Source organism: Thalassotalea litorea, from assembly GCF_005843925.1.
GTDB lineage: Bacteria > Pseudomonadota > Gammaproteobacteria > Enterobacterales > Alteromonadaceae > Thalassotalea_A > Thalassotalea_A litorea_A.
This window is the reverse complement of record NZ_VCBC01000004.1, coordinates 55,145-73,449: the sequence shown is the minus strand read 5'-3', so window position 1 is coordinate 73,449 and position 18,305 is coordinate 55,145. Positions and strand designations below refer to the sequence as shown.

Annotated in this window: 22 protein-coding genes; 14 read left to right on the top strand and 8 right to left on the bottom strand. The window is 45.1% G+C overall.

What is annotated here, in order from left to right:
* Positions 1-161 precede the first annotated feature (161 nt).
* Positions 162-1,514 carry a Do family serine endopeptidase gene (locus FE810_RS04065; RefSeq protein ID WP_138318763.1) on the top strand — a complete coding sequence of 451 codons (1,353 nt, stop codon included), beginning with the start codon at positions 162-164 and terminating at the stop codon, positions 1,512-1,514.
* A gap of 164 nt (positions 1,515-1,678) precedes the next feature.
* Positions 1,679-2,740 carry a trypsin-like peptidase domain-containing protein gene (locus FE810_RS04060; protein ID WP_138318762.1) on the top strand — a complete coding sequence of 354 codons (1,062 nt, stop codon included), beginning with the start codon at positions 1,679-1,681 and terminating at the stop codon, positions 2,738-2,740.
* 116 nt (positions 2,741-2,856) lie between these two features.
* On the opposite strand, the gene murA is transcribed toward FE810_RS04060, so the two are convergent.
* The 8 genes from murA to FE810_RS04020 form a co-directional block, all read right to left on the bottom strand.
* On the bottom strand, positions 2,857-4,122 hold the full coding sequence (murA, locus tag FE810_RS04055) for a UDP-N-acetylglucosamine 1-carboxyvinyltransferase (RefSeq protein WP_138318761.1): 1,266 nt from the start codon (positions 4,120-4,122) through the stop codon (positions 2,857-2,859).
* Between the two features lie 24 nt (positions 4,123-4,146).
* A complete protein-coding gene (locus FE810_RS04050; RefSeq protein WP_138318760.1) occupies positions 4,147-4,404 on the bottom strand; it encodes a BolA family protein in 258 nt (85 codons plus the stop codon).
* Between the two features lie 15 nt (positions 4,405-4,419).
* Complete coding sequence (locus tag FE810_RS04045; RefSeq protein WP_138318759.1) at positions 4,420-4,731, bottom strand: STAS domain-containing protein; 312 nt, start codon at positions 4,729-4,731, stop codon at positions 4,420-4,422.
* Entirely contained in the window at positions 4,731-5,411 is a 681-nt protein-coding gene (locus FE810_RS04040; protein ID WP_138318758.1) for an ABC transporter substrate-binding protein, read from the bottom strand. The genes FE810_RS04045 and FE810_RS04040 overlap by 1 nt, the downstream gene beginning before the upstream one ends.
* 6 nt (positions 5,412-5,417) lie before the next feature.
* On the bottom strand, positions 5,418-5,894 hold the full coding sequence (gene mlaD, locus FE810_RS04035) for an outer membrane lipid asymmetry maintenance protein MlaD (RefSeq protein ID WP_138318757.1): 477 nt from the start codon (positions 5,892-5,894) through the stop codon (positions 5,418-5,420).
* A gap of 57 nt (positions 5,895-5,951) precedes the next feature.
* Complete coding sequence (mlaE, locus tag FE810_RS04030; protein WP_138318756.1) at positions 5,952-6,731, bottom strand: lipid asymmetry maintenance ABC transporter permease subunit MlaE; 780 nt, start codon at positions 6,729-6,731, stop codon at positions 5,952-5,954.
* Positions 6,732-6,733: 2 nt separating this feature from the next.
* Positions 6,734-7,531 (bottom strand): phospholipid ABC transporter ATP-binding protein MlaF, encoded by a 798-nt coding sequence (mlaF, locus tag FE810_RS04025; RefSeq protein ID WP_138318755.1) that lies wholly within the window; start codon positions 7,529-7,531, stop codon positions 6,734-6,736.
* 381 nt (positions 7,532-7,912) lie between these two features.
* The gene (locus tag FE810_RS04020; RefSeq protein WP_138318754.1) at positions 7,913-8,674 is read right to left on the bottom strand and encodes an outer membrane protein OmpK; all 762 of its coding nucleotides are present in this window, start codon (positions 8,672-8,674) and stop codon (positions 7,913-7,915) included.
* A gap of 279 nt (positions 8,675-8,953) precedes the next feature.
* Between FE810_RS04020 and FE810_RS04015 the strand changes: the two genes are divergently transcribed.
* The 12 genes from FE810_RS04015 (at position 8,954) to mgtE (ending at position 18,289) form a co-directional block, all read left to right on the top strand.
* On the top strand, positions 8,954-9,931 hold the full coding sequence (locus FE810_RS04015; protein ID WP_138318753.1) for a calcium/sodium antiporter: 978 nt from the start codon (positions 8,954-8,956) through the stop codon (positions 9,929-9,931).
* A gap of 24 nt (positions 9,932-9,955) precedes the next feature.
* Positions 9,956-10,930, top strand: a complete 975-nt coding sequence (locus FE810_RS04010; protein WP_138318752.1) for a KpsF/GutQ family sugar-phosphate isomerase — start codon at positions 9,956-9,958, stop codon at positions 10,928-10,930.
* 2 nt (positions 10,931-10,932) lie between these two features.
* On the top strand, positions 10,933-11,493 hold the full coding sequence (gene kdsC / locus FE810_RS04005; RefSeq protein WP_138318751.1) for a 3-deoxy-manno-octulosonate-8-phosphatase KdsC: 561 nt from the start codon (positions 10,933-10,935) through the stop codon (positions 11,491-11,493).
* Positions 11,490-12,050 carry an LPS export ABC transporter periplasmic protein LptC gene (gene lptC, locus FE810_RS04000; RefSeq protein ID WP_138318750.1) on the top strand — a complete coding sequence of 187 codons (561 nt, stop codon included), beginning with the start codon at positions 11,490-11,492 and terminating at the stop codon, positions 12,048-12,050. Before kdsC ends, lptC begins: the two co-directional genes overlap by 4 nt.
* Positions 12,022-12,597 (top strand): lipopolysaccharide transport periplasmic protein LptA, encoded by a 576-nt coding sequence (gene lptA, locus FE810_RS03995; protein WP_138318749.1) that lies wholly within the window; start codon positions 12,022-12,024, stop codon positions 12,595-12,597. The genes lptC and lptA overlap by 29 nt, the downstream gene beginning before the upstream one ends.
* 1 nt (position 12,598) lies before the next feature.
* Positions 12,599-13,327, top strand: a complete 729-nt coding sequence (lptB, locus tag FE810_RS03990) for an LPS export ABC transporter ATP-binding protein (RefSeq protein WP_138318748.1) — start codon at positions 12,599-12,601, stop codon at positions 13,325-13,327.
* 49 nt (positions 13,328-13,376) lie between these two features.
* Entirely contained in the window at positions 13,377-14,846 is a 1,470-nt protein-coding gene (locus FE810_RS03985; RefSeq protein WP_138318747.1) for an RNA polymerase factor sigma-54, read from the top strand.
* Between the two features lie 30 nt (positions 14,847-14,876).
* Entirely contained in the window at positions 14,877-15,164 is a 288-nt protein-coding gene (hpf, locus tag FE810_RS03980) for a ribosome hibernation promoting factor (RefSeq protein ID WP_138318746.1), read from the top strand.
* Positions 15,165-15,177: 13 nt separating this feature from the next.
* Complete coding sequence (gene ptsN / locus FE810_RS03975) at positions 15,178-15,633, top strand: PTS IIA-like nitrogen regulatory protein PtsN (RefSeq protein WP_138318745.1); 456 nt, start codon at positions 15,178-15,180, stop codon at positions 15,631-15,633.
* A 10-nt stretch (positions 15,634-15,643) separates the two neighbouring features.
* Positions 15,644-16,492 (top strand): RNase adapter RapZ, encoded by an 849-nt coding sequence (gene rapZ / locus FE810_RS03970; protein ID WP_138318744.1) that lies wholly within the window; start codon positions 15,644-15,646, stop codon positions 16,490-16,492.
* Entirely contained in the window at positions 16,489-16,764 is a 276-nt protein-coding gene (locus tag FE810_RS03965) for an HPr family phosphocarrier protein (RefSeq protein WP_138318743.1), read from the top strand. The genes rapZ and FE810_RS03965 overlap by 4 nt, the downstream gene beginning before the upstream one ends.
* A gap of 166 nt (positions 16,765-16,930) precedes the next feature.
* Positions 16,931-18,289 carry a magnesium transporter gene (mgtE, locus tag FE810_RS03960; RefSeq protein ID WP_138318742.1) on the top strand — a complete coding sequence of 453 codons (1,359 nt, stop codon included), beginning with the start codon at positions 16,931-16,933 and terminating at the stop codon, positions 18,287-18,289.
* Positions 18,290-18,305 lie beyond the last annotated feature (16 nt).

Genomic DNA, 18,305 nt, shown 5'->3' with positions numbered 1-18,305 from the left:
TCTGATAGGAACTTTCTTCAGAGCCCTGAGTCTTTAAATTCATGGAGCGAATAGCGCCCATGTATTTTACTAATAAATAATAATTCGCGAACGGAAGTCAACACCGGCTATCCGACGCTATTGTTGCAAGTTTTGCAGTGAATTTTGGAGTCTCTTAACCTATGAAAAAACTCTCTTCTATAACTTCTATCGCCCTTGTCGTTGGCACTCTGGCCTTGTCCGCGCCAACCAGCTTTGCTGCGCTACCGCAGTTCTTCGAAGATGAACCCATGCCGAGTCTCGCTCCCATGCTAGAGGAAGCAACGCCCGCAGTGGTCAGTATCTCCGTTGCCGGAACTCAGGAAGTGCAACAGCAAATTCCCGATGCGTTTAAATTCTTCTTTGGCCAACGTCGTGGCCAACAACCCCAAGAGCGCCCTTTTCGCGGCTTAGGCTCTGGGGTAATTATTGACGCTAAAAAAGGTTACATCGTCACCAATAATCATGTGGTCGACGAAGCTGACGAAATTCAGGTAAACCTGAAAGATGGTCGCCAATTTGAAGCGAAAAAAATCGGTAGCGATGCAGAAAGTGATATCGCCCTGTTACAAATAACCGCAAAAGACTTAACCGAAATTAAACTGGCAGACTCCGATGACCTTCGTGTTGGCGATTTTGCCGTCGCCATTGGTAGCCCATTTGGGCTCGGTCAGACCGTGACCTCCGGAATCGTTTCGGCGTTAGGTCGAAGTGGTTTAAACATTGAAAATTTCGAAGACTTCATCCAGACAGATGCGGCAATTAACTCAGGAAATTCCGGCGGCGCGCTGGTCAACCTCAAAGGCGAATTAATCGGTATTAATACCGCAATATTAGGGCCAAATGGTGGTAACGTTGGGATAGGTTTTGCCATCCCTTCAAATATGATGCGCAATCTGACCAACCAAATCATCGAGTTTGGCGAGGTGCGACGCGGCGTTCTCGGAGTGACCGGTAATAGCATTAATGCCGAATTGGCGAAGGCGATGGATCTCGATACCAATCAGGGTGGTTTTATCAGTCAGGTTGCCCCAGATTCCGCCGCGCAAAAAGCCGGAATCAAAGCCGGAGATATCATCATCGCGGTTAACGGCAAGCAGGTCAAAACCTTTAACGAACTCCGAGGCAAAATAGGTTCCATAGGTGCCGGTAAAGAAGTTGAGTTCACGATTTTACGCGATGGCCGTGAGAAACAAGTAGTCGCCAAATTGAAGCCCGCAGCCGATGCCAATATTGCAGCTTCCACCATGCACCCAATGTTAAAAGGTGCACAATTTAGCAGTGCTGATAACAATCAGGGTGTTGAGGTATCTGCACTGGAAGCAAATTCAGCGGCGCAAGCGGTAGGCCTGAGAAAAGGCGATACCATAATTGGTGTAAATCGTAAAAAAGTGAATAATTTAGCGCAACTTAGAAGCGCTCTGGAAGGCGTAAAAGGTGTCGTTGCTTTGAACGTAGTTCGCGGCAATACTGAATTGTACTTAATGATACGATAACACCGTACAACACGCTGCTATCAGGCGCTACCTGAGTGATATTTTATGGGTAGCGCTTTTTATTCAATAGAAGCACTCACTGTGGTCATCGACAACAGCACTACAATCCCTGAAAGATAAATGCTACTCTTTAGGGAATATCAATAACAACTCTCTGAAATCTTTTGAAAATAGTACCTGTCCTGACATACATACTGCGCGCGACCAGTTATGGTTTGCTAACCGCTGTTGTTCTTTTAATCTTGGTACCTGACCTGCGCTCCAGCTCCTCTTCGTCGCTCAATATTTTTAAGCCAGTTGATGAGAAACCCAAACCCGTTTCCTATGCCAACGCCGTTGCCAAAGCCGCACCAGCCGTAGTTAATATTTACAGCGAAAGTATCGAAACCAATCCCAGGTATCGCAGTCGTTCATTACAACGAATCAAACTTGGCTCTGGGGTGATAATGGACAGCCGCGGATACATACTGACAAACTACCATGTCGTGCTTAATGCTGATCTGATTACAGTCGTGCTACAAAACCAGACGGAATTAACTGCAGAAGTGATTGGAAGCGATGAACTGACCGACTTAGCCGTGTTGAAGGTACAAGCCAACAACCTACCCGTGATCCCCATGGACGACACCCTCACTCCTCTCGTAGGCGATGTGGTTCTGGCAATCGGTAACCCGTTAAACCTAGGACAAACGATTACCCAGGGAATTATATCCGCGACCGGTCGAAGCGGCCTGAGTAGCACCAGTTATCGCGAGTTTTTACAAATGGATGCCGCAATTAATGACGGGAATTCTGGCGGTGCTCTGGTTAACTCCAACGGCGATTTGGTCGGTATTACCACCGCTCAGTTCAAACGTTTAAATCCGCAGATTAATATTCAGGGAATATTTTTCGCTATTCCTTATAAATTAGCGAAGAAAGTGATGTTAGAGCTTATCAGTAACGGCCGTGTTGTACGTGGTTGGCTCGGCATTAGTTCGCAACGTTATAACTGGCAGCTAAAAGGGTTTGTGGTTGATGATATTACCCCGGGCAGCCCTGCCCAGGTCGCCGGATTGCAGAAAGATGATGTCGTTTATAAGATCGACGGCGCTGCAATCGTTAGTATAAACCAGGCCCTGGATATCGTTGCAGAAACCAAGCCGGGTACCGTACTTAACTTTTCGGTGATCCGAAATAAAAATACCATCGAAGTTCCGGTAAAAATCGTAGAACTCAATCGTTAACTCAAACGAAAATTAAATTCATGATCAAAAAAGGCGTATTCGAAGAATACGCCTTTTTATTTTGTTGTAGACTCGTTGCTAGCACAAGGTTAGAACGAAATTTCCATTTGCAGCGATTATGCCGGCTTATCAAATCGGGTAATATCAGCACCGAGTTTTTGTAGCTTATCTTCGATATGCTGATAGCCGCGATCAATGTGATAAATTCGATCTACGATGGTTTCGCCTTCGGCAACTAAGCCGGCAATGACCAAACTCGCAGAAGCGCGTAAATCGGTTGCCATTACCTGGGCACCGGTCAAGCCAGTAACACCTACAGAAATTGCAGTATTCCCTTCGAGGTTAATATCTGCACCCATACGCTGCAGCTCCGGCACATGCATAAAACGATTTTCAAAAATCGTTTCTACGGTCGTGGCGGTTCCCTCGGCAATTGTATTTAAGGTCACAAACTGTGCCTGCATGTCAGTTGGAAATGCAGGGTGCGGCGCAGTGCGGATATTTACCGCATTCGGACGTCCGGTCATTTCCAATTCTATCCAATCTTCACCCGTCGATACATTGGCGCCGGCTTCCTGAAGTTTGCTTATCACAGCTTCCAGCGCACTTGGGTCGGTGTTTAAACAACGAACCTTGCCACCCGTAACCGCAGCAGCGACCAAGAAGGTTCCCGTTTCGATTCGGTCCGGCATAACCGGGTAATCGGCGCCTTTTAGGGATTCAACCCCTTCGATGGTTAAAGTATCGGTACCCGCCCCAGAAACTTTTGCACCCATCAGATTTAGGAAGTTGGCCAAATCGACAATTTCAGGCTCTCTGGCGGCGTTTTCAATCACCGTTGTCCCTTCAGCAAGGGCCGCAGCCATCATCAGGTTTTCTGTGCCAGTAACACTTACCGCGTCCATAAAGAATCTGGCACCTTGCAGGCGGCCTTCTTTGCGGGCAATGATATAGCCGTTTTCAACGGTGATATCCGCACCCATGGCCTTTAAACCTTGAATGTGTAAGTCGACCGGTCGAGCACCAATAGCACAGCCACCAGGCAGTGACACTTCAGCATGACCAAATCGTGCCAATAACGGCCCTAACACTAAAATTGACGCACGCATCGTTTTCACTAGCTCATAAGGAGCCAGGCAATTATTGATTGCACTCGCGTCGATAGAAACATTATTGTCAGAAGACCAGTCAACATTTGCGCCCAGTTCAGCCAAAAGCTTTAGGGTTGTGTTGATATCATTCAGACGTGGCACGTTGCTAACCTGCAACGGCGTTTCCGCCAGGATAGTGGCAAATAAAATGGGTAGAGCGGCATTTTTGGCGCCTGAGATGGTAACGTCCCCATGTAACTCGTTACCGCTGTGAATTCGAAATGCTTGCACAGTAATTCTTCTTATCAGGTTAACTTATGACGGTAGTATAAATTTCTTTTCCCGTTGCCACTGGCTATTGGTAAAAGTTTTGATACTGACCGCGTGAATATGGCCTTGGTTTATGGCCTCGGTTAAGGGGGCGTATACAGTTTGTTGTTTTTTAACCCGGCTCATATCATCGAATGAATCTGAGACGGCAATAATGCTGCACTGTGAGCCATCAAAGGTCACCCGCAAGTCATCAAGGGTCAATGCATCATTTAATATTTTTTCGATATCGGCGGTTTGCAATGTCCTTCTCCAATATTAGTTCTTAACAATCGGCAATAACTGCTCGACTCGACTTAGTTTGGCGAGTTTAACCAATTCTAGAGGGGGATTGGAATAGCTAATTTCAAATTGTTTTTTACCCGCTATTTCAACCAACGCCAATAACCACCCCAGACCTGCCGTGTCGACCTTTTTTAAGGCTTTAAGATCAACACGTTGTTGGTTTGACAGTAAAATTGATAAAAAGTTTTTCTGTTGTTTGCCAATTATGGATTTTCTGGTCAGTTCGCCAGTCAACTCGACATTTTCCGGATCGATCCGTTCAATGGTGAGCATCGCATTTGTCATTACTTATCGATCCCTATTTCTTTCATCGCATCTTTTTTACCATTTTTCTTAAATACGATATCGCGCTTACTTTTTTCTCGTAACATTTCCGTTACCTGAGGGACACCATTTTGAGCCAGAATACTGCGTAATTCTTTTTGTTTCGCATCGAGCAAACTAACACCTTCAGCAACCAGGTCAAACGCTTGCCATTCATTGGTTTTGGTATTTTTGCGAACTTTAAATTTAAGATTAATCGGTGGGCGCTGGCCATCAATCACATTGACGCCAACCATAACAATTTTTTCTTTATCAAAATTTTTGGCCGGCTCAAATTCAATTTTTTGATTGTCATACAGGGTAAACACCTGGGCATACGAAGTAATCAGGTATTCACGAAACGCGACTACAAACGCTTTGATTTCTTCTTTGCTGGCGTTTTTGCGATAGTTACCTAGCACTTTCAACGCCGCGTATTGATAAAATACATAAGGCATTAATTCTTCGCGCACGATACCTTTTAACAGGTTGGGATCGGCTTTGATCTGTTTTTCTTCTCGGGCGAAACGATCGAAGGTAATCTGCGACACTTCCTCGATCATTTGGTAAGGGTCGTCCTTGCTTACATCCGATGCAAACGCATTGCTGCACAAAAACAACGCACCTAAAAATACCGCATTAATTGCTTTGAATTTCATCATGTCCCCTTAATCGTCACTTCCCTGACTGAATAAAAACTGACCAATCATTTCCTCTAATACCAAGGCAGACTTTGTATCTTCGATATAATCGCCCGGTTCCAATATACCAATGCCTAACTCTTCATCTATAAACCCTGGCTCTAGTCCAAGGTACTGTTCCCCTAAAAGGCCCGCCGTTAAAATAGACAGCGAAGACGCTTCGGAAAAACCTTCATATTGTGAATTGATACTTAGCGTGACAACCGGCATTAAGTCATCATCATCCAATGCGATATTCTCTACTCTACCGACGATCACACCGCCAACTTTAATCGGAGAGCGTACTTTTAAACCGCCAATATTATCGAATTTAGCATATAGATTATAGGTTTGACCATTACCTTGAATACCGGCATCAGCAACCTTAAGTGCCAACATCAAAATTGCTGCAATGCCAATCGCAACAAAAATACCCACCATCAATTCAATTTTCTTTGACACCATGTCAGTTCACCAATTTCCTAATTTACGTCAGGCCTAAGCCAAATCATCACTCTAAGTTTAGTTAGTAAACATTAGCGCGGTTAAAATAAAATCCAATCCCAGAACCAGTAAAGAAGCCTGCACTACGGTCGATGTTGTCGCTCTGCTGATCCCCTCTGAAGTGGGGATACAATCATAACCTTTGTACACGGCAATCCAGGTGACGACGAATGCAAAGACAATAGATTTAATCACACCATTGAGAATATCTTGCTGCCAATCAACCTGCGCCTGCATGACCGACCAGAAGGTACCACTGTCGACACCAAGCCAGTCAACCCCTACCAAATGAGCGCCGAGAATACCTACCGCGGAGAATATCGCGGCCAACAATGGCAGACTAATAAAACCCGCCCAAAATCTGGGTGCGATAATTTGTCGCAGCGGATCGACCGCCATCATTTCCAAACTACTGAGTTGTTCTGTTGCTTTCATCAAGCCAATTTCTGCGGTTAACGCAGAGCCGGCGCGTCCGGCAAATAAGAGAGCCGCGACAACCGGGCCTAATTCCCGCAGTAGAGAAAGCGCAACCATTGGCCCAAGACTCGCCTCTGCGCCGTAGCCGACAAGGATGGTATACCCTTGCAACGCCAATACCATGCCAATAAACGTGCCTGAAACGACCACAATAATTAACGACAACACCCCAACAGAGTAGAGCTGTGTCATTAATAAAGGAAAACCTTTGCGCGGTGATGGCCAATGCAACAATGCCGAGAGCAACATCAGGACTGCACGTCCAAGTCCTGCGATTAAGGCGATGGTGTTATGGCCTAATCGTTGTAAAGAATCCAACATCCTTATTTTCCTAATAACTGCTTGGCATAAGATTGCGCTGGATAATGAAATGGTACCGGCCCATCATCTTCGCCTTTTATAAACTGCTGCACCAATGGTGATTGCTGCTGACGTATCTCTTGTGCCGTACCCTGTCCGATAATTTTTTGCTCAGCGATGATGTAGATGTAATCGGCAATACTCATTACTTCGGGGACATCATGGGAAACGACGATGGACGTCAATCCAAGCGCGTCATTGAGATCGCGGATAAGGCGCACAATAACGCCCATTGAGATAGGATCTTGTCCAGCGAATGGTTCATCATACATAATTAGTTCCGGATCGAGCGCAATCGCTCTGGCCAGAGCCGCACGTCGAGCCATACCACCGGATAATTCGGATGGTTTTAAGTCCATTGCCCCTCGCAAGCCGACAACCTCGAGTTTCATCATTACCATTTTTGCAATGATATCTTCCGGCAATTTACTGTGTTCGCGAATCGGAAAGGCGACATTATCGAAGACACTCATATCGGTAAATAATGCACCGGATTGAAACAGCATACTCATACGCTTACGGCTTTCGTACAGATCGCTACGGGATAATTGATTGAGATTTTCACCCGCAAATTCAATGCTTCCCTGAGAAGGCTTTAGTTGCCCACCAATCAGTTTTAGCAAGGTAGTTTTGCCAATACCACTGGGCCCCATTATTGCAGTTACCTTGCCTTTTGGGATCGTCAGATTAATGCCGTTGTAAATACAGCGTTGTTCTCGATAAAACGACAAGTCGTTGATGTTTACCAGATTATCCGTCATAAGGTACTGAGATTCATTCTCATCTTCCGTTTTCTAAGCTTGTGAATTCTACCTGAGGTAGAGCCTTGATGCAGCTAAATTTCGTAATAAATTGTTAATAACTTAGTTCGATATATTCGAATTAATGGATCACTTTTAAATAAAAAAACTTTCAAAATGATTTCAGCAGCGAATACGCTCGAGATGGGTTAATTTCAACAAAGTTTAGCTTTAGCTACGACTTTAACATCAAAATTTTCACCCAAAGTAACACAAACGCAGTCAGAATCACTGTGAGGTAAGATGGTATTTCACTAGAAAATCAGCGGCTTAGAAGTTGAAGTTAGTGTGAGTCTGCTGAGATTTTCACCTCAGCAGAGCGCAGAAAAGAGTCAAAAAATTTTAGAAATGGGCACCAATGCGCCAAATTATGGCGTCACCATAATCGTCGACACCGAGTTTATTTGCAAAGTAACGATATTGAATCCCGACATAGACATGTTTGGAAATGTCATACCAAAGTGCAATTGCACCGTTAAGTCCGGTATCACCGTTCTGATAGTCCGCATATTCACTGTTACGGGCAAACTCAATTTCATTCCAGTGGGTAAACATAAAGTCCGCGGCGCCTATCGAAAAAAAAGCGCCAAGATTCCACCCCAGCATACCGCCATTAAATCCCGAAATATTGTTGCCAAAAGGATCATTGAATGGGGAGGTGACATGATGAAGGCCGAGAAACGGTTTAAACCAATAGGTCTCAGTGCTTATGCCAAGATAGCCTAACCCTAACACCCGATTTTGCTCATCGACAAAACCGCCGGATTCGGAATAGTCATAGACTTGACCATAGACTGTCCATTCTCCCCCAAGCCGATAGTGGGCACTCACCTTGAAAGCTTGTGAGCGAACGTCAGCAGATTTATCTAATTTTTCCGCTTCCATAAAGCCATAGGCTTCGCCCCAATCAAAGGTCACTCCAGCCTCAATTCCCCAGGTGACGTGGTCGTCTCGGTCTTCACTCACATCGATACCGTTGTAGCCCTGAGTGCCCTGATTCCACGACAGGTAATCAAAATATGTATTGGCAAAACCGAATTGATAGTCCGCATGAACCAGTGCTGAGAACAGAATACCGGTTAGCAAAGATAAGATTCGTAACATGTCACACCCAAAGCAGTTTAATGGACCTGAGATCCGCTAAAGAGGAGTTCAGGTCGGTTTTGATTCTAATGAAAGCCAGATAAATCGCTTCCAATCGGTACAACAAGTTTTGTTAATATTAGTCGCAATTAAGCAAAATCCTGCTTCATCTCAATCAGTTAACGGTTAAAAATCGTACATTATGTCGTTCTGATATGATTTTTACGTTTTTTATCAGGATAAGACTTTTCATTTCCATGCTGACAAGCGACAATTTACAAAGCGAATATGGAGTAGTGAATGTTCACAGAAATACTAATTTTAATTGTCTCTCTGATTTTCTTAGTCTGGAGTGCAGATAAGTTTGTTTATGGCGCCGCCGCACTCGCCAAAAATCTGGGTATCGCCCCGATGATTATCGGTTTGACTATCGTCGCGATGGGCTCTTCTGCCCCGGAAATGGTCGTAGCCGCTACCGCAGCCTTACAAGGTGCGCCAGATACCGCCATTGGTAACGCCATTGGTTCTAACATAACCAATATTGCCTTAGTCCTCGGCATCACCGCAATTTTTAAGCCGCTGCTGGTTTCATCGTCAACATTAAAACGCGAAATTCCCCTGCTATTAATTGTCACTTTGATCGCCAGCGTCATGCTCTTCAATCTGCAATTTAGCTTCGTTGAAGGTTTGACCCTGCTAATCGGCTTTATTGCGTTTATCACAGTTCTAATCATAATTTCCCTGCGACAAAGTAAGGAAGAACGAGCAAAGGACCCGATGCTCAGCGATGCAGTATCGGAAATTCCAGAAGATGTCAGTACCTCAGCCGCTATTCTCTGGTTACTGATTGGTATGACTCTGCTACCTTTGAGTGCAAACTTTCTGGTAGATTCCGCAACTGTCATTGCCAAAGATTTCGGGGTCAGCGATCTCGTGATTGGCTTAACCATCATTGCCATAGGCACGAGTTTGCCTGAACTTGCTGCCAGCATAGTCAGTATCATTAAGAAAGAAGATGACCTGGCACTCGGCAATATTATTGGTTCCAATATATTTAATATTCTTGCGGTGTTAGCCATACCCGGATTACTCGCACCCGGCGCAGTTGATCCGCAAGTGGCGAGCCGGGATGTTCCCTATATGATGGGGCTAACCTTGTTGTTATTCGTTCTTTGCTTTAGCCTACGAGGTAGGTTTAGTATTCGACGCATTGAAGGCGGTATACTGCTGGCAGCGTTTGTATTCTATCAATATCTGATATTTTCTCAGATGGCGTAGGCTTTGGGGCAAGAAGGAAATAACATGACCTCACATCAACAATTTAAAGCTCTGGCAAAACAGGTTATTGACATCGAGCAGCAAGCTGTCGCTAACCTGGAACAATACATTGACGATGATTTTGCCAGTGCCTGTCAGATGATCTATTCCGCGCAAGGTCGTGTCATCGTAATCGGCATGGGAAAGTCTGGGCACATTGGCGGTAAAATCGCTGCAACGTTTGCCAGTACCGGAACGCCAGCATTTTTTGTTCATCCAGGTGAAGCAAGCCATGGTGATTTAGGAATGATCACCAGCGAAGACGTTGTGTTAGCCATTTCCAATTCTGGACGCACCAATGAAGTGTTAGCCATTATGCCGGTATTAAAACGAATTGGTTGTCAAATTATTGCTATGACGTCTGACCGTTCATCAACGTTATCAATGTTAGCCGATGTTCACGTGTGCATTAACGTTCCCAAAGAAGCCTGCCCATTAGGGTTGGCCCCAACATCGAGTACGACAGCAACGCTGGTAATGGGAGATGCGCTCGCAGTCGCATTGCTCAACGCTAAAGGGTTTAGCGCAGATGATTTTGCGTTATCCCACCCAGGCGGCAGTTTAGGTAAGCGGTTGCTATTGCGTTTAGTGGATATCATGCACAGCAAAGATCGCCTACCGGTTGTAAGCCAAGACGCCAGTATTAAAGATGCATTATTGGAAATGTCCGCAAAAGGACTCGGCATGACTGCCGTGGTCAACGGTGAGAATACATTAACTGGCTTATTTACGGATGGCGACCTCAGACGCATACTCGATTCAGAAGTAAACATCCGCACCGGTAAAATCAGTCAGGTCATGACCAAACACCCTATTGTCGCCCAAGCCGATATGCTTGCCGCGCAGGCCCTAAAATTAATGGAAGATAAAAGTATCAATGGTCTGATTATTGTTGATGACCATCACACCCCTGTAGGGGCAATGAATATGCATGATATTTTAAAAGCAGGAGTGCTGTAATAATGACCGATTCGACAACTACAACGTTATATGGTGAAGTTGATAGCCAGATATTAAAAATTGCCGCTAATATTAAATTGCTGGTCTGTGACATTGACGGCGTATTTTCCGATGGCAGAATCTATTTAGGTAATGATGGCGAAGAGTTAAAAACCTTTAACACCAAAGACGGATTTGGTATTAAAGCGCTGCAAAATGCCGGCGTAGAAGTCGCGATTATTACCGGACGACGATCCAATATTGTCACCACCCGGATGACCAGTCTGGGCGTAAAACATATGGTTCAAGGCGAAGAAGATAAATTACCTGCGATGAAAGACATTATGCAAACCTGTGGCGTCGATTTTCATCAAGTTGCCTATATTGGCGATGATGTGCCAGATCTGCCCTGTATTGAAGTCGCAGCCTTAGGCGTCGCCGTTCAGGATGCTCACCCTCTGGTCATTCGCGCCGCCAATTATATTACCTTTTTAAATGGTGGTAGCGGCGCTGTCCGTGAGCTGTGCGATTTGTTAATGCAGGCCAAAGGCGTTACTGCTTCGGTTGTAGGCAAAAGCCAATGACCCGACTGCATGCCATTTCAACTCTGATATTCGTAATCGCCCTTGGTGTATACGGGTATATGCAATGGCAAAATGCCAATATGCTCGACGCATTACTGGCAACTGACGAAGAAAAGCCCGAATTTATTGCCAAAGACTTACAAACCAGCAAATTCGACAGCGACGGTAAGTTAAGCCACACGATTTACGCTGAACAAATGAGTCATTACGCAAGCAGCGAAGAAACCCTGTTTAAGCACCCTTCTTATACCTTATACCCAAATGATGGCACCAGCTCTTGGAATATTTCCGCGAATGAAGGTAAGTTAATCGGCAGTAAAGAGCTGATTTTAGAACGTCGGGTGCGTGCTGTTGCCGATCAACAAGATAACTTTATTTCAGAAATTCATTCAAAAGCGTTACAGTTAGATTTAATAAACAATACGATAAGCTCAGATCAAACCATAATGATCAAGGGTCGCGATTTCACCATGTACGGCTCCGGATTATTCGTCGATATCGACACGACTAAGATGACAATAAATGAACATGTGCAAACCATCTATAAAAATCAATAAGCCACTCGTTGCTTTATTAGCGACTTTGACATTGCTACTTCCTGTTGCAAATGCTGCGCAATCCGACTTTGAACAAGAAGTGGTGATTCAAGCTAAGCGTCAGGCCAGTGATTTAAAAAATAAAATTGCCAGCTATCTAGATGATGTGAAAATCACCCAGGGCAGCCTGACGATAACCGCCGATGTCGTGCAGGTAATCAATGACCCGAACAGTCAGGGGAAAAGCTACCAGGCAAAGGGAAAACCCGCGCGCTTTAGCCAACGTCTTGATGATGGCAAGTTGGTTGAAATTCAGGCTCAGGAAATCACTTATACACCATTGACTAGCACCTTAGTGATCAAAGGAAATGCAAAAGTCAGCCAGGAAGGGAGTCAGGTTCAGGGTGATATCATTACCTATAACATGCTAACGGAACAGCTTACCGCAGAAAGCCTTGATGACAGTGATATCGTGACCACGATTATTCAACCACAGAAAAAAGACAATAATACCACTGAGCAAAATGAGCAACAAAAGCCAGAGCCAGAACAAGGCGAGGAGCAGTAACTTGGCCACCAGACTTGAGGCCCGTCATCTGGCCAAATCCTATAAAAATCGCAAAGTCGTAAAAGATGTCAGTTTAGGTGTTAGTGCCGGGCAAGTTGTGGGTTTACTCGGTCCTAACGGCGCGGGTAAAACGACATCTTTTTATATGATTGTCGGACTTGTTCCCAGTGACTCCGGCACCGTAACCCTTGATGATGAAGATTTGACACTGTTACCCATGCATGAGCGAGCGCGTCAGGGTATCGGCTATTTGCCGCAGGAAGCTTCGATTTTTCGCAAGCTCACGGTGCGTGACAATATTATGGCGATTTTGCAAACTCGTAAAGATTTAGACAATGCCGGTCGTGAAGAAAAACTGGCAAGCCTGGTGGAAGAGTTTAATATCGGTCATATTGTTGATAATACTGGTCAGAGTCTCTCTGGTGGTGAACGTCGACGCGTAGAAATTGCCCGCGCCCTGGCCGCAGATCCACATTTTATCTTGCTGGATGAGCCATTTGCCGGTGTCGATCCAATCTCTGTCAGTGACATTAAAAAAATCATTTTACACCTAAAACAGCGTGGCATCGGCGTATTAATTACCGATCACAATGTCCGTGAAACACTCGATGTGTGTGAGCATGCGTATATTGTAAGTCGTGGCGAACTCATCGCCGAAGGTAGCGCTGAACAGGTATTAAGTAATCAGCAAGTTCGTGATGTCTATCTTGGTGAGAAATTCACGCTATAGTTAAACATGGAAGACAATAATTTTGATAACTGGAAGTAAGTAAACGCAGATGCGCCCAAGTCTTCAGCTCCGCATGGGGCAACACTTAACCATGACGCCGCAATTGCAGCAAGCGATAAAGCTGTTGCAACTATCGACGCTTGATTTACAGCAGGAAATCCAGGAAGCCCTGGACAGTAATCCTTTGTTGGAAGTTGATGATCCTACGTTAAATGGTGATGGTGAAGTAAATGACAACAATGATCTCAATGATCTGGAAACTGCCAGCAGTTCTCTGGACGGCAATAATGAAATCTCCACCAGCGAAGCCTTGAAAGCCGATAACATTCCAGACGAATTACCAACAGATTCCCAATGGGAAGATTCATATAGTGCTTCCGTACCATCGGGCAGTTCACATGCCGCCGATGACAGCTATGTTTTTCAAGGGGAGACCAAAGACTCAATCCAGGATCATTTGCTCTGGCAGATGGAACTGACACCTTTTTCAGAAACAGACCAATCCATTGCAATTGCCATTATTGATGCCATTGATGATAAAGGTTATCTCACCATAAGCAGCGAAGACGTTCTGGAAAGCTTAGGCAGTGATGAGGTCGAACTGGATGAAGTAGAAGCGGTATTAAAGCGCATCAATATGTTCGACCCTATTGGCGTTGGTGCCCGGTCGATTGCCGAATGTTTATTAATCCAATTGAATCAATTTAGCGAAGATACGCCTTATCTGAAAGAAGCGAAAGTGTTGATCGATCGCCATATCGATTTATTGGCGATTCGTGATTTTCGGCAGATCATGCGTAAAACGCGCCTGAAAGAGCCGCAGTTAAAAGAGGTTATGCAATTAATTCATTCCTTGAATCCTCGTCCCGGGGATGTCATTAATGAAAGCGATGACCAATACGTTATTCCTGATGTCAGTGTCTTTAAAAAAGGTGGTCGCTGGGTGGTCGAACTCAATGCCGACAGCGCGCCTAAGTTAGCCATTAATAATCAGTACGCCGCGCTCGCCCGCTCCTCCTCAAATAGTGACAGTCAGTTTATTCGTTCACATTTGCAAGAGGCTAAATGGTTTATTAAAAGTCTCGAAAGCCGTAATGATACCTTACTAAAAGTATCCAATTGTATCGTGCAACAGCAGCAGGCATTCTTTGAATACGGCCCGGAAGCAATGCGCCCTATGGTGTTAAATGATATTGCTGAAGCCGTCGATATGCACGAATCAACCATTTCCCGGGTCACCACTCAGAAATACATGCACACACCCCGTGGAATTTTTGAATTAAAATATTTTTTCTCCAGCCATGTCAGTACCGAAAATGGCGGAGAATGTTCTTCCACAGCGATCAGAGCTTTGATCAAAAAAATGGTAGACGCAGAAATACCAAGTAAGCCGCTTAGTGATAGTAAAATTGCAGATTTGCTCGCCGATCAAGGCATCAATGTTGCACGTCGAACTATTGCCAAATACCGGGAGTCATTGGCGATCCCACCCTCAAATCAGAGGAAAAGCTTACTTTAAATAGCCAAAAACCGTTCTGAGGAGCCAAAAATGCAAATTAATTTGTCAGGTCATCATGTTGAAATTACGGACTCTTTAAAAGGATTTGTCGATACTAAGTTTGAAAAGCTAGAACGACACTTTGACCACATAAACAATGTCTATGTGGTGCTGACCGTTGAAAAACTGCAGCAAATTGCCGAAGCGACTGTCAATGTTAATGGCGGTGAAATCCACGCTTCCTCAGAACACCAGGACATGTATGCCGCAATTGATGGTCTTATCGACAAACTGGATCGTCAGGTGATTAAGCATAAAGAGAAAATATCCCAACATTAACTAAAATGTATCGATGAAATTAGAACAATTATTATCTCCGGACTGCACCGTATGTGCAGTACCGGGAACCAGTAAAAAGGGTGTGCTACAACAAATTAGTCGGATCGCGGCCAATGCGTTCAAAAATGCCACAGAGAAAGAGTTGCTCAATGCACTGGTTGCCCGGGAAAAACTTTCCAGCACCGGTATCGGCAAGGGCATCGCGATTCCCCATGGCAGACTTTTAGATCACCAACAGATTATCGCGGTATTGATTACCACCGAAAAACCGGTGTCATTCGACGCGATAGACGATCAACCGGTCGACATTTTCTTCGCCTTATTTGTTCCGGAAGATCACTGTCAACAACATCTACAGACCCTGGCTGCCATTGCCGCATTTTTAGGCGATAAAGGAAACGCGAAACGCATCCGTAAATGCCAAAGTTCAGAACAACTATTTAAAATGGCCACAGGTCAGCAAGACTAAGGAAAGTCCAATGAAACTGATAATTGTCAGCGGCCGTTCAGGTTCCGGTAAATCCGTAGCATTGCGAGTGCTCGAAGATCTCGGCTACTATTGTGTCGATAATATTCCGGTTAACCTACTCCCTGCACTGACCCATACGGTCATTAATGACTATGACAAAGTCGCAGTTTCACTCGATGTTCGTAATCTTCCGAATAATCCAGAAGATGCACGGGAAATCATTAATTACCTGCCCAATACCGTTGAGCTAAATGTACTGTACCTTGATGCCGATGATGATGAGTTAATTCGCCGTTACAGCGAAACCCGGCGTTTGCATCCTCTGATTAAGAAAGACATGGCACTTGATCAGGCGATTGAATTAGAAAAAACCTTGCTCGAGCCCGTCGCAGAGCGCACCGACCTCTACATTGACACTTCCATGCTAACCCCTCATCAACTTGCAGATATCGTCCGTGAACGAGTACTCGGCTCGAAAACAGGCAATATGGTCATTGTGTTCGAATCATTTGGTTTTAAAAATGGTGTCCCTAATGACGCTGATTTTGTTTTTGATGGGCGGTTTTTACCAAACCCATTCTGGGAGCAGGAATTAAAACATAAAACCGGTACCGATCAGGAAGTTCAGGATTTTTTCGCCAGTCAACCGATTGTGACGAAATTTGTTTGGCAGATTAATAGTTTTCTGATGACTTGGTTACCTCACTTGGAACGTAATAACCGTACCTATTTAACCATTGCCATTGGTTGTACCGGTGGCCAGCATCGCAGCGTTTATATTGCTGAAACCCTGGCAAAGCATTTCGATAAACAAGAAAATGATGTGCAGATCCGCCACCGGGATTTAACCGGCAAATGAATAAATGTCAGAATAAAGTCACCATCGTCAATAAACTTGGCTTGCACGCCCGTGCAGCCACCAAACTGGCCAAGCTTACCCAAAAATTTGATGCCGCCATTACTCTACAGCTTGAAGATAAACACGCTCAGGCAGATTCAATTATGGCGTTAATGCTATTAACTGGCAGTCAGGGTAAGGAAGTGCTGGTTACCGCCGAAGGTGAAGATGCACAATCGGCGTTAGAGGCAGTTTGTCAGTTATTCAGCGATCGTTTTGACGAGCCCGAGTAAGGTCAAACGTAATCAGCGAATACGGTAATGATTTTCATCACGCCAGAGATAAAATAGCTGAACATTTTATTAACATAAGATACACTTGCGAATAATTCTTAAAGATTTTCGGCCGGTTACCTAATGGCCCGAAAAAAACTGCTTTAACTGCGGCTCAGGGTGATTCATGCCGGAAACTTCAGAGCAAGATTTTAGTCAACAACGTTTTTTAGAAATCAATACCGCTTTACAAAGCGGTATGTTTGTTTACGTCCGAAAAATGTTCCAGACTATGCCTGCTTATGACATTGCCCTGCTGCTGGAATCCTCCACATCAAAATCTCGTAACCTGCTCTGGCAACTCGTCGATCCCGACTTACACGGTGAAATCCTCGAAGAACTCTCTGAGGAAGTGCGTAAAGGCATACTGAAAAGTATGGATCCTGAAAAGGTCGCCGCCGTTGCTGAAGGTATGGATATCGATGATTTGGCCGAGGTATTACGTACTCTGCCCGATGCGGTTTACCAGGAAGTTCTGGGCTCAATGGATACCCAAGACAGAGCCCGGGTAGAACAAGCACTGTCCTACGAAGAAGACACCGCGGGCGGTATCATGAATACCGATACCATCACTCTGCGCCCGGATGTGACGATCGATGTTATTCTTCGTTATTTACGCCTCAAAGGTGAGTTACCGGAAGCGACCGATTCTTTTTACGTCGTGTCCCGCAATGACAAATTTATCGGCTCGGTCTCTTTAGCTGACTTAGTCACCGCACGTCCTGAACAAACGATTGCCGAAATCACCGATTACAATACGGTGCCGGTCCACGTAAACTCTACCGATACCGAAGTTGCCACGTTATTTGAACGTTATGACTGGTTTTCGGCACCGGTACTGGATGAAGAAGGACATTTGCTCGGTCGTATCACCATCGATGATGTCATTGATATCATCCGTGAAGATGCTGAGCATTCGATGCTAAGTATGGCCGGTCTTGATGACGAAGCGGATACCTTCGCACCGGTCATCAAAAGTACCCGGCAACGTTCAATATGGCTTGGTGTAAATATGATCACCGCATTACTTGCCGTGGCGGTATCTTCGATGTTTGAAGGCATTCTGTCGCAGATGGCAATTTTAGCGGTACTCAATACCTTAGTGCCCAGTATGGGTGGTGTTGCCGGAGGCCAAACCCTGACCCTGGTCATTCGCGGTATGGCGTTAGGACATATCGGCGACAGTAACGCCCGCAGCATCTTTACAAAAGAGCTGGCAATCGGCTTTTTAAACGGACTGATCTGGGCCATATTAGTTGCTGGAATCGTCGCTATCTGGAAACAGGATTTATTACTCGGCGGGATTATTGCCTTTGCGATGTTGATGAACCTGACAGCCGCGGGCGTTGCCGGTGTGACGGTGCCGCTATTATTAAAGCGCATGAAAATCGATCCAGCTCTGGCGGGTAGTGTTATTCTCACCACCGTTACCGATGTCGTGGGTATTTTTGCTTTCCTTGGCACCGCAACATTATTGCTGAGCTAGAAGGTACTCAAACGCA

Bases quoted from the DNA above. Each gene is read 5' to 3' on its own strand.
- lptC (WP_138318750.1), top strand. From the start codon at position 11,490: ATGACCCGACTGCATGCCATTTCAACTCTGATATTCGTAATCGCCCTT.
- FE810_RS04065 (WP_138318763.1), top strand. From the start codon at position 162: ATGAAAAAACTCTCTTCTATAACTTCTATCGCCCTTGTCGTTGGCACT.
- FE810_RS03965 (WP_138318743.1), top strand. From the start codon at position 16,489: ATGAATAAATGTCAGAATAAAGTCACCATCGTCAATAAACTTGGCTTG.
- mlaD (WP_138318757.1), bottom strand. From the start codon at position 5,894: ATGGTGTCAAAGAAAATTGAATTGATGGTGGGTATTTTTGTTGCGATT.
- FE810_RS04020 (WP_138318754.1), bottom strand. From the start codon at position 8,674: ATGTTACGAATCTTATCTTTGCTAACCGGTATTCTGTTCTCAGCACTG.
- FE810_RS04040 (WP_138318758.1), bottom strand. From the start codon at position 5,411: ATGATGAAATTCAAAGCAATTAATGCGGTATTTTTAGGTGCGTTGTTT.
- lptA (WP_138318749.1), top strand. From the start codon at position 12,022: ATGTGCAAACCATCTATAAAAATCAATAAGCCACTCGTTGCTTTATTA.
- FE810_RS04045 (WP_138318759.1), bottom strand. From the start codon at position 4,731: ATGACAAATGCGATGCTCACCATTGAACGGATCGATCCGGAAAATGTC.
- FE810_RS03985 (WP_138318747.1), top strand. From the start codon at position 13,377: ATGCGCCCAAGTCTTCAGCTCCGCATGGGGCAACACTTAACCATGACG.
- hpf (WP_138318746.1), top strand. From the start codon at position 14,877: ATGCAAATTAATTTGTCAGGTCATCATGTTGAAATTACGGACTCTTTA.
- kdsC (WP_138318751.1), top strand. From the start codon at position 10,933: ATGACCGATTCGACAACTACAACGTTATATGGTGAAGTTGATAGCCAG.
- FE810_RS04015 (WP_138318753.1), top strand. From the start codon at position 8,954: ATGTTCACAGAAATACTAATTTTAATTGTCTCTCTGATTTTCTTAGTC.
- mlaF (WP_138318755.1), bottom strand. From the start codon at position 7,531: ATGACGGATAATCTGGTAAACATCAACGACTTGTCGTTTTATCGAGAA.
- mgtE (WP_138318742.1), top strand. From the start codon at position 16,931: ATGCCGGAAACTTCAGAGCAAGATTTTAGTCAACAACGTTTTTTAGAA.
- mlaE (WP_138318756.1), bottom strand. From the start codon at position 6,731: ATGTTGGATTCTTTACAACGATTAGGCCATAACACCATCGCCTTAATC.
- FE810_RS04010 (WP_138318752.1), top strand. From the start codon at position 9,956: ATGACCTCACATCAACAATTTAAAGCTCTGGCAAAACAGGTTATTGAC.
- rapZ (WP_138318744.1), top strand. From the start codon at position 15,644: ATGAAACTGATAATTGTCAGCGGCCGTTCAGGTTCCGGTAAATCCGTA.
- ptsN (WP_138318745.1), top strand. From the start codon at position 15,178: ATGAAATTAGAACAATTATTATCTCCGGACTGCACCGTATGTGCAGTA.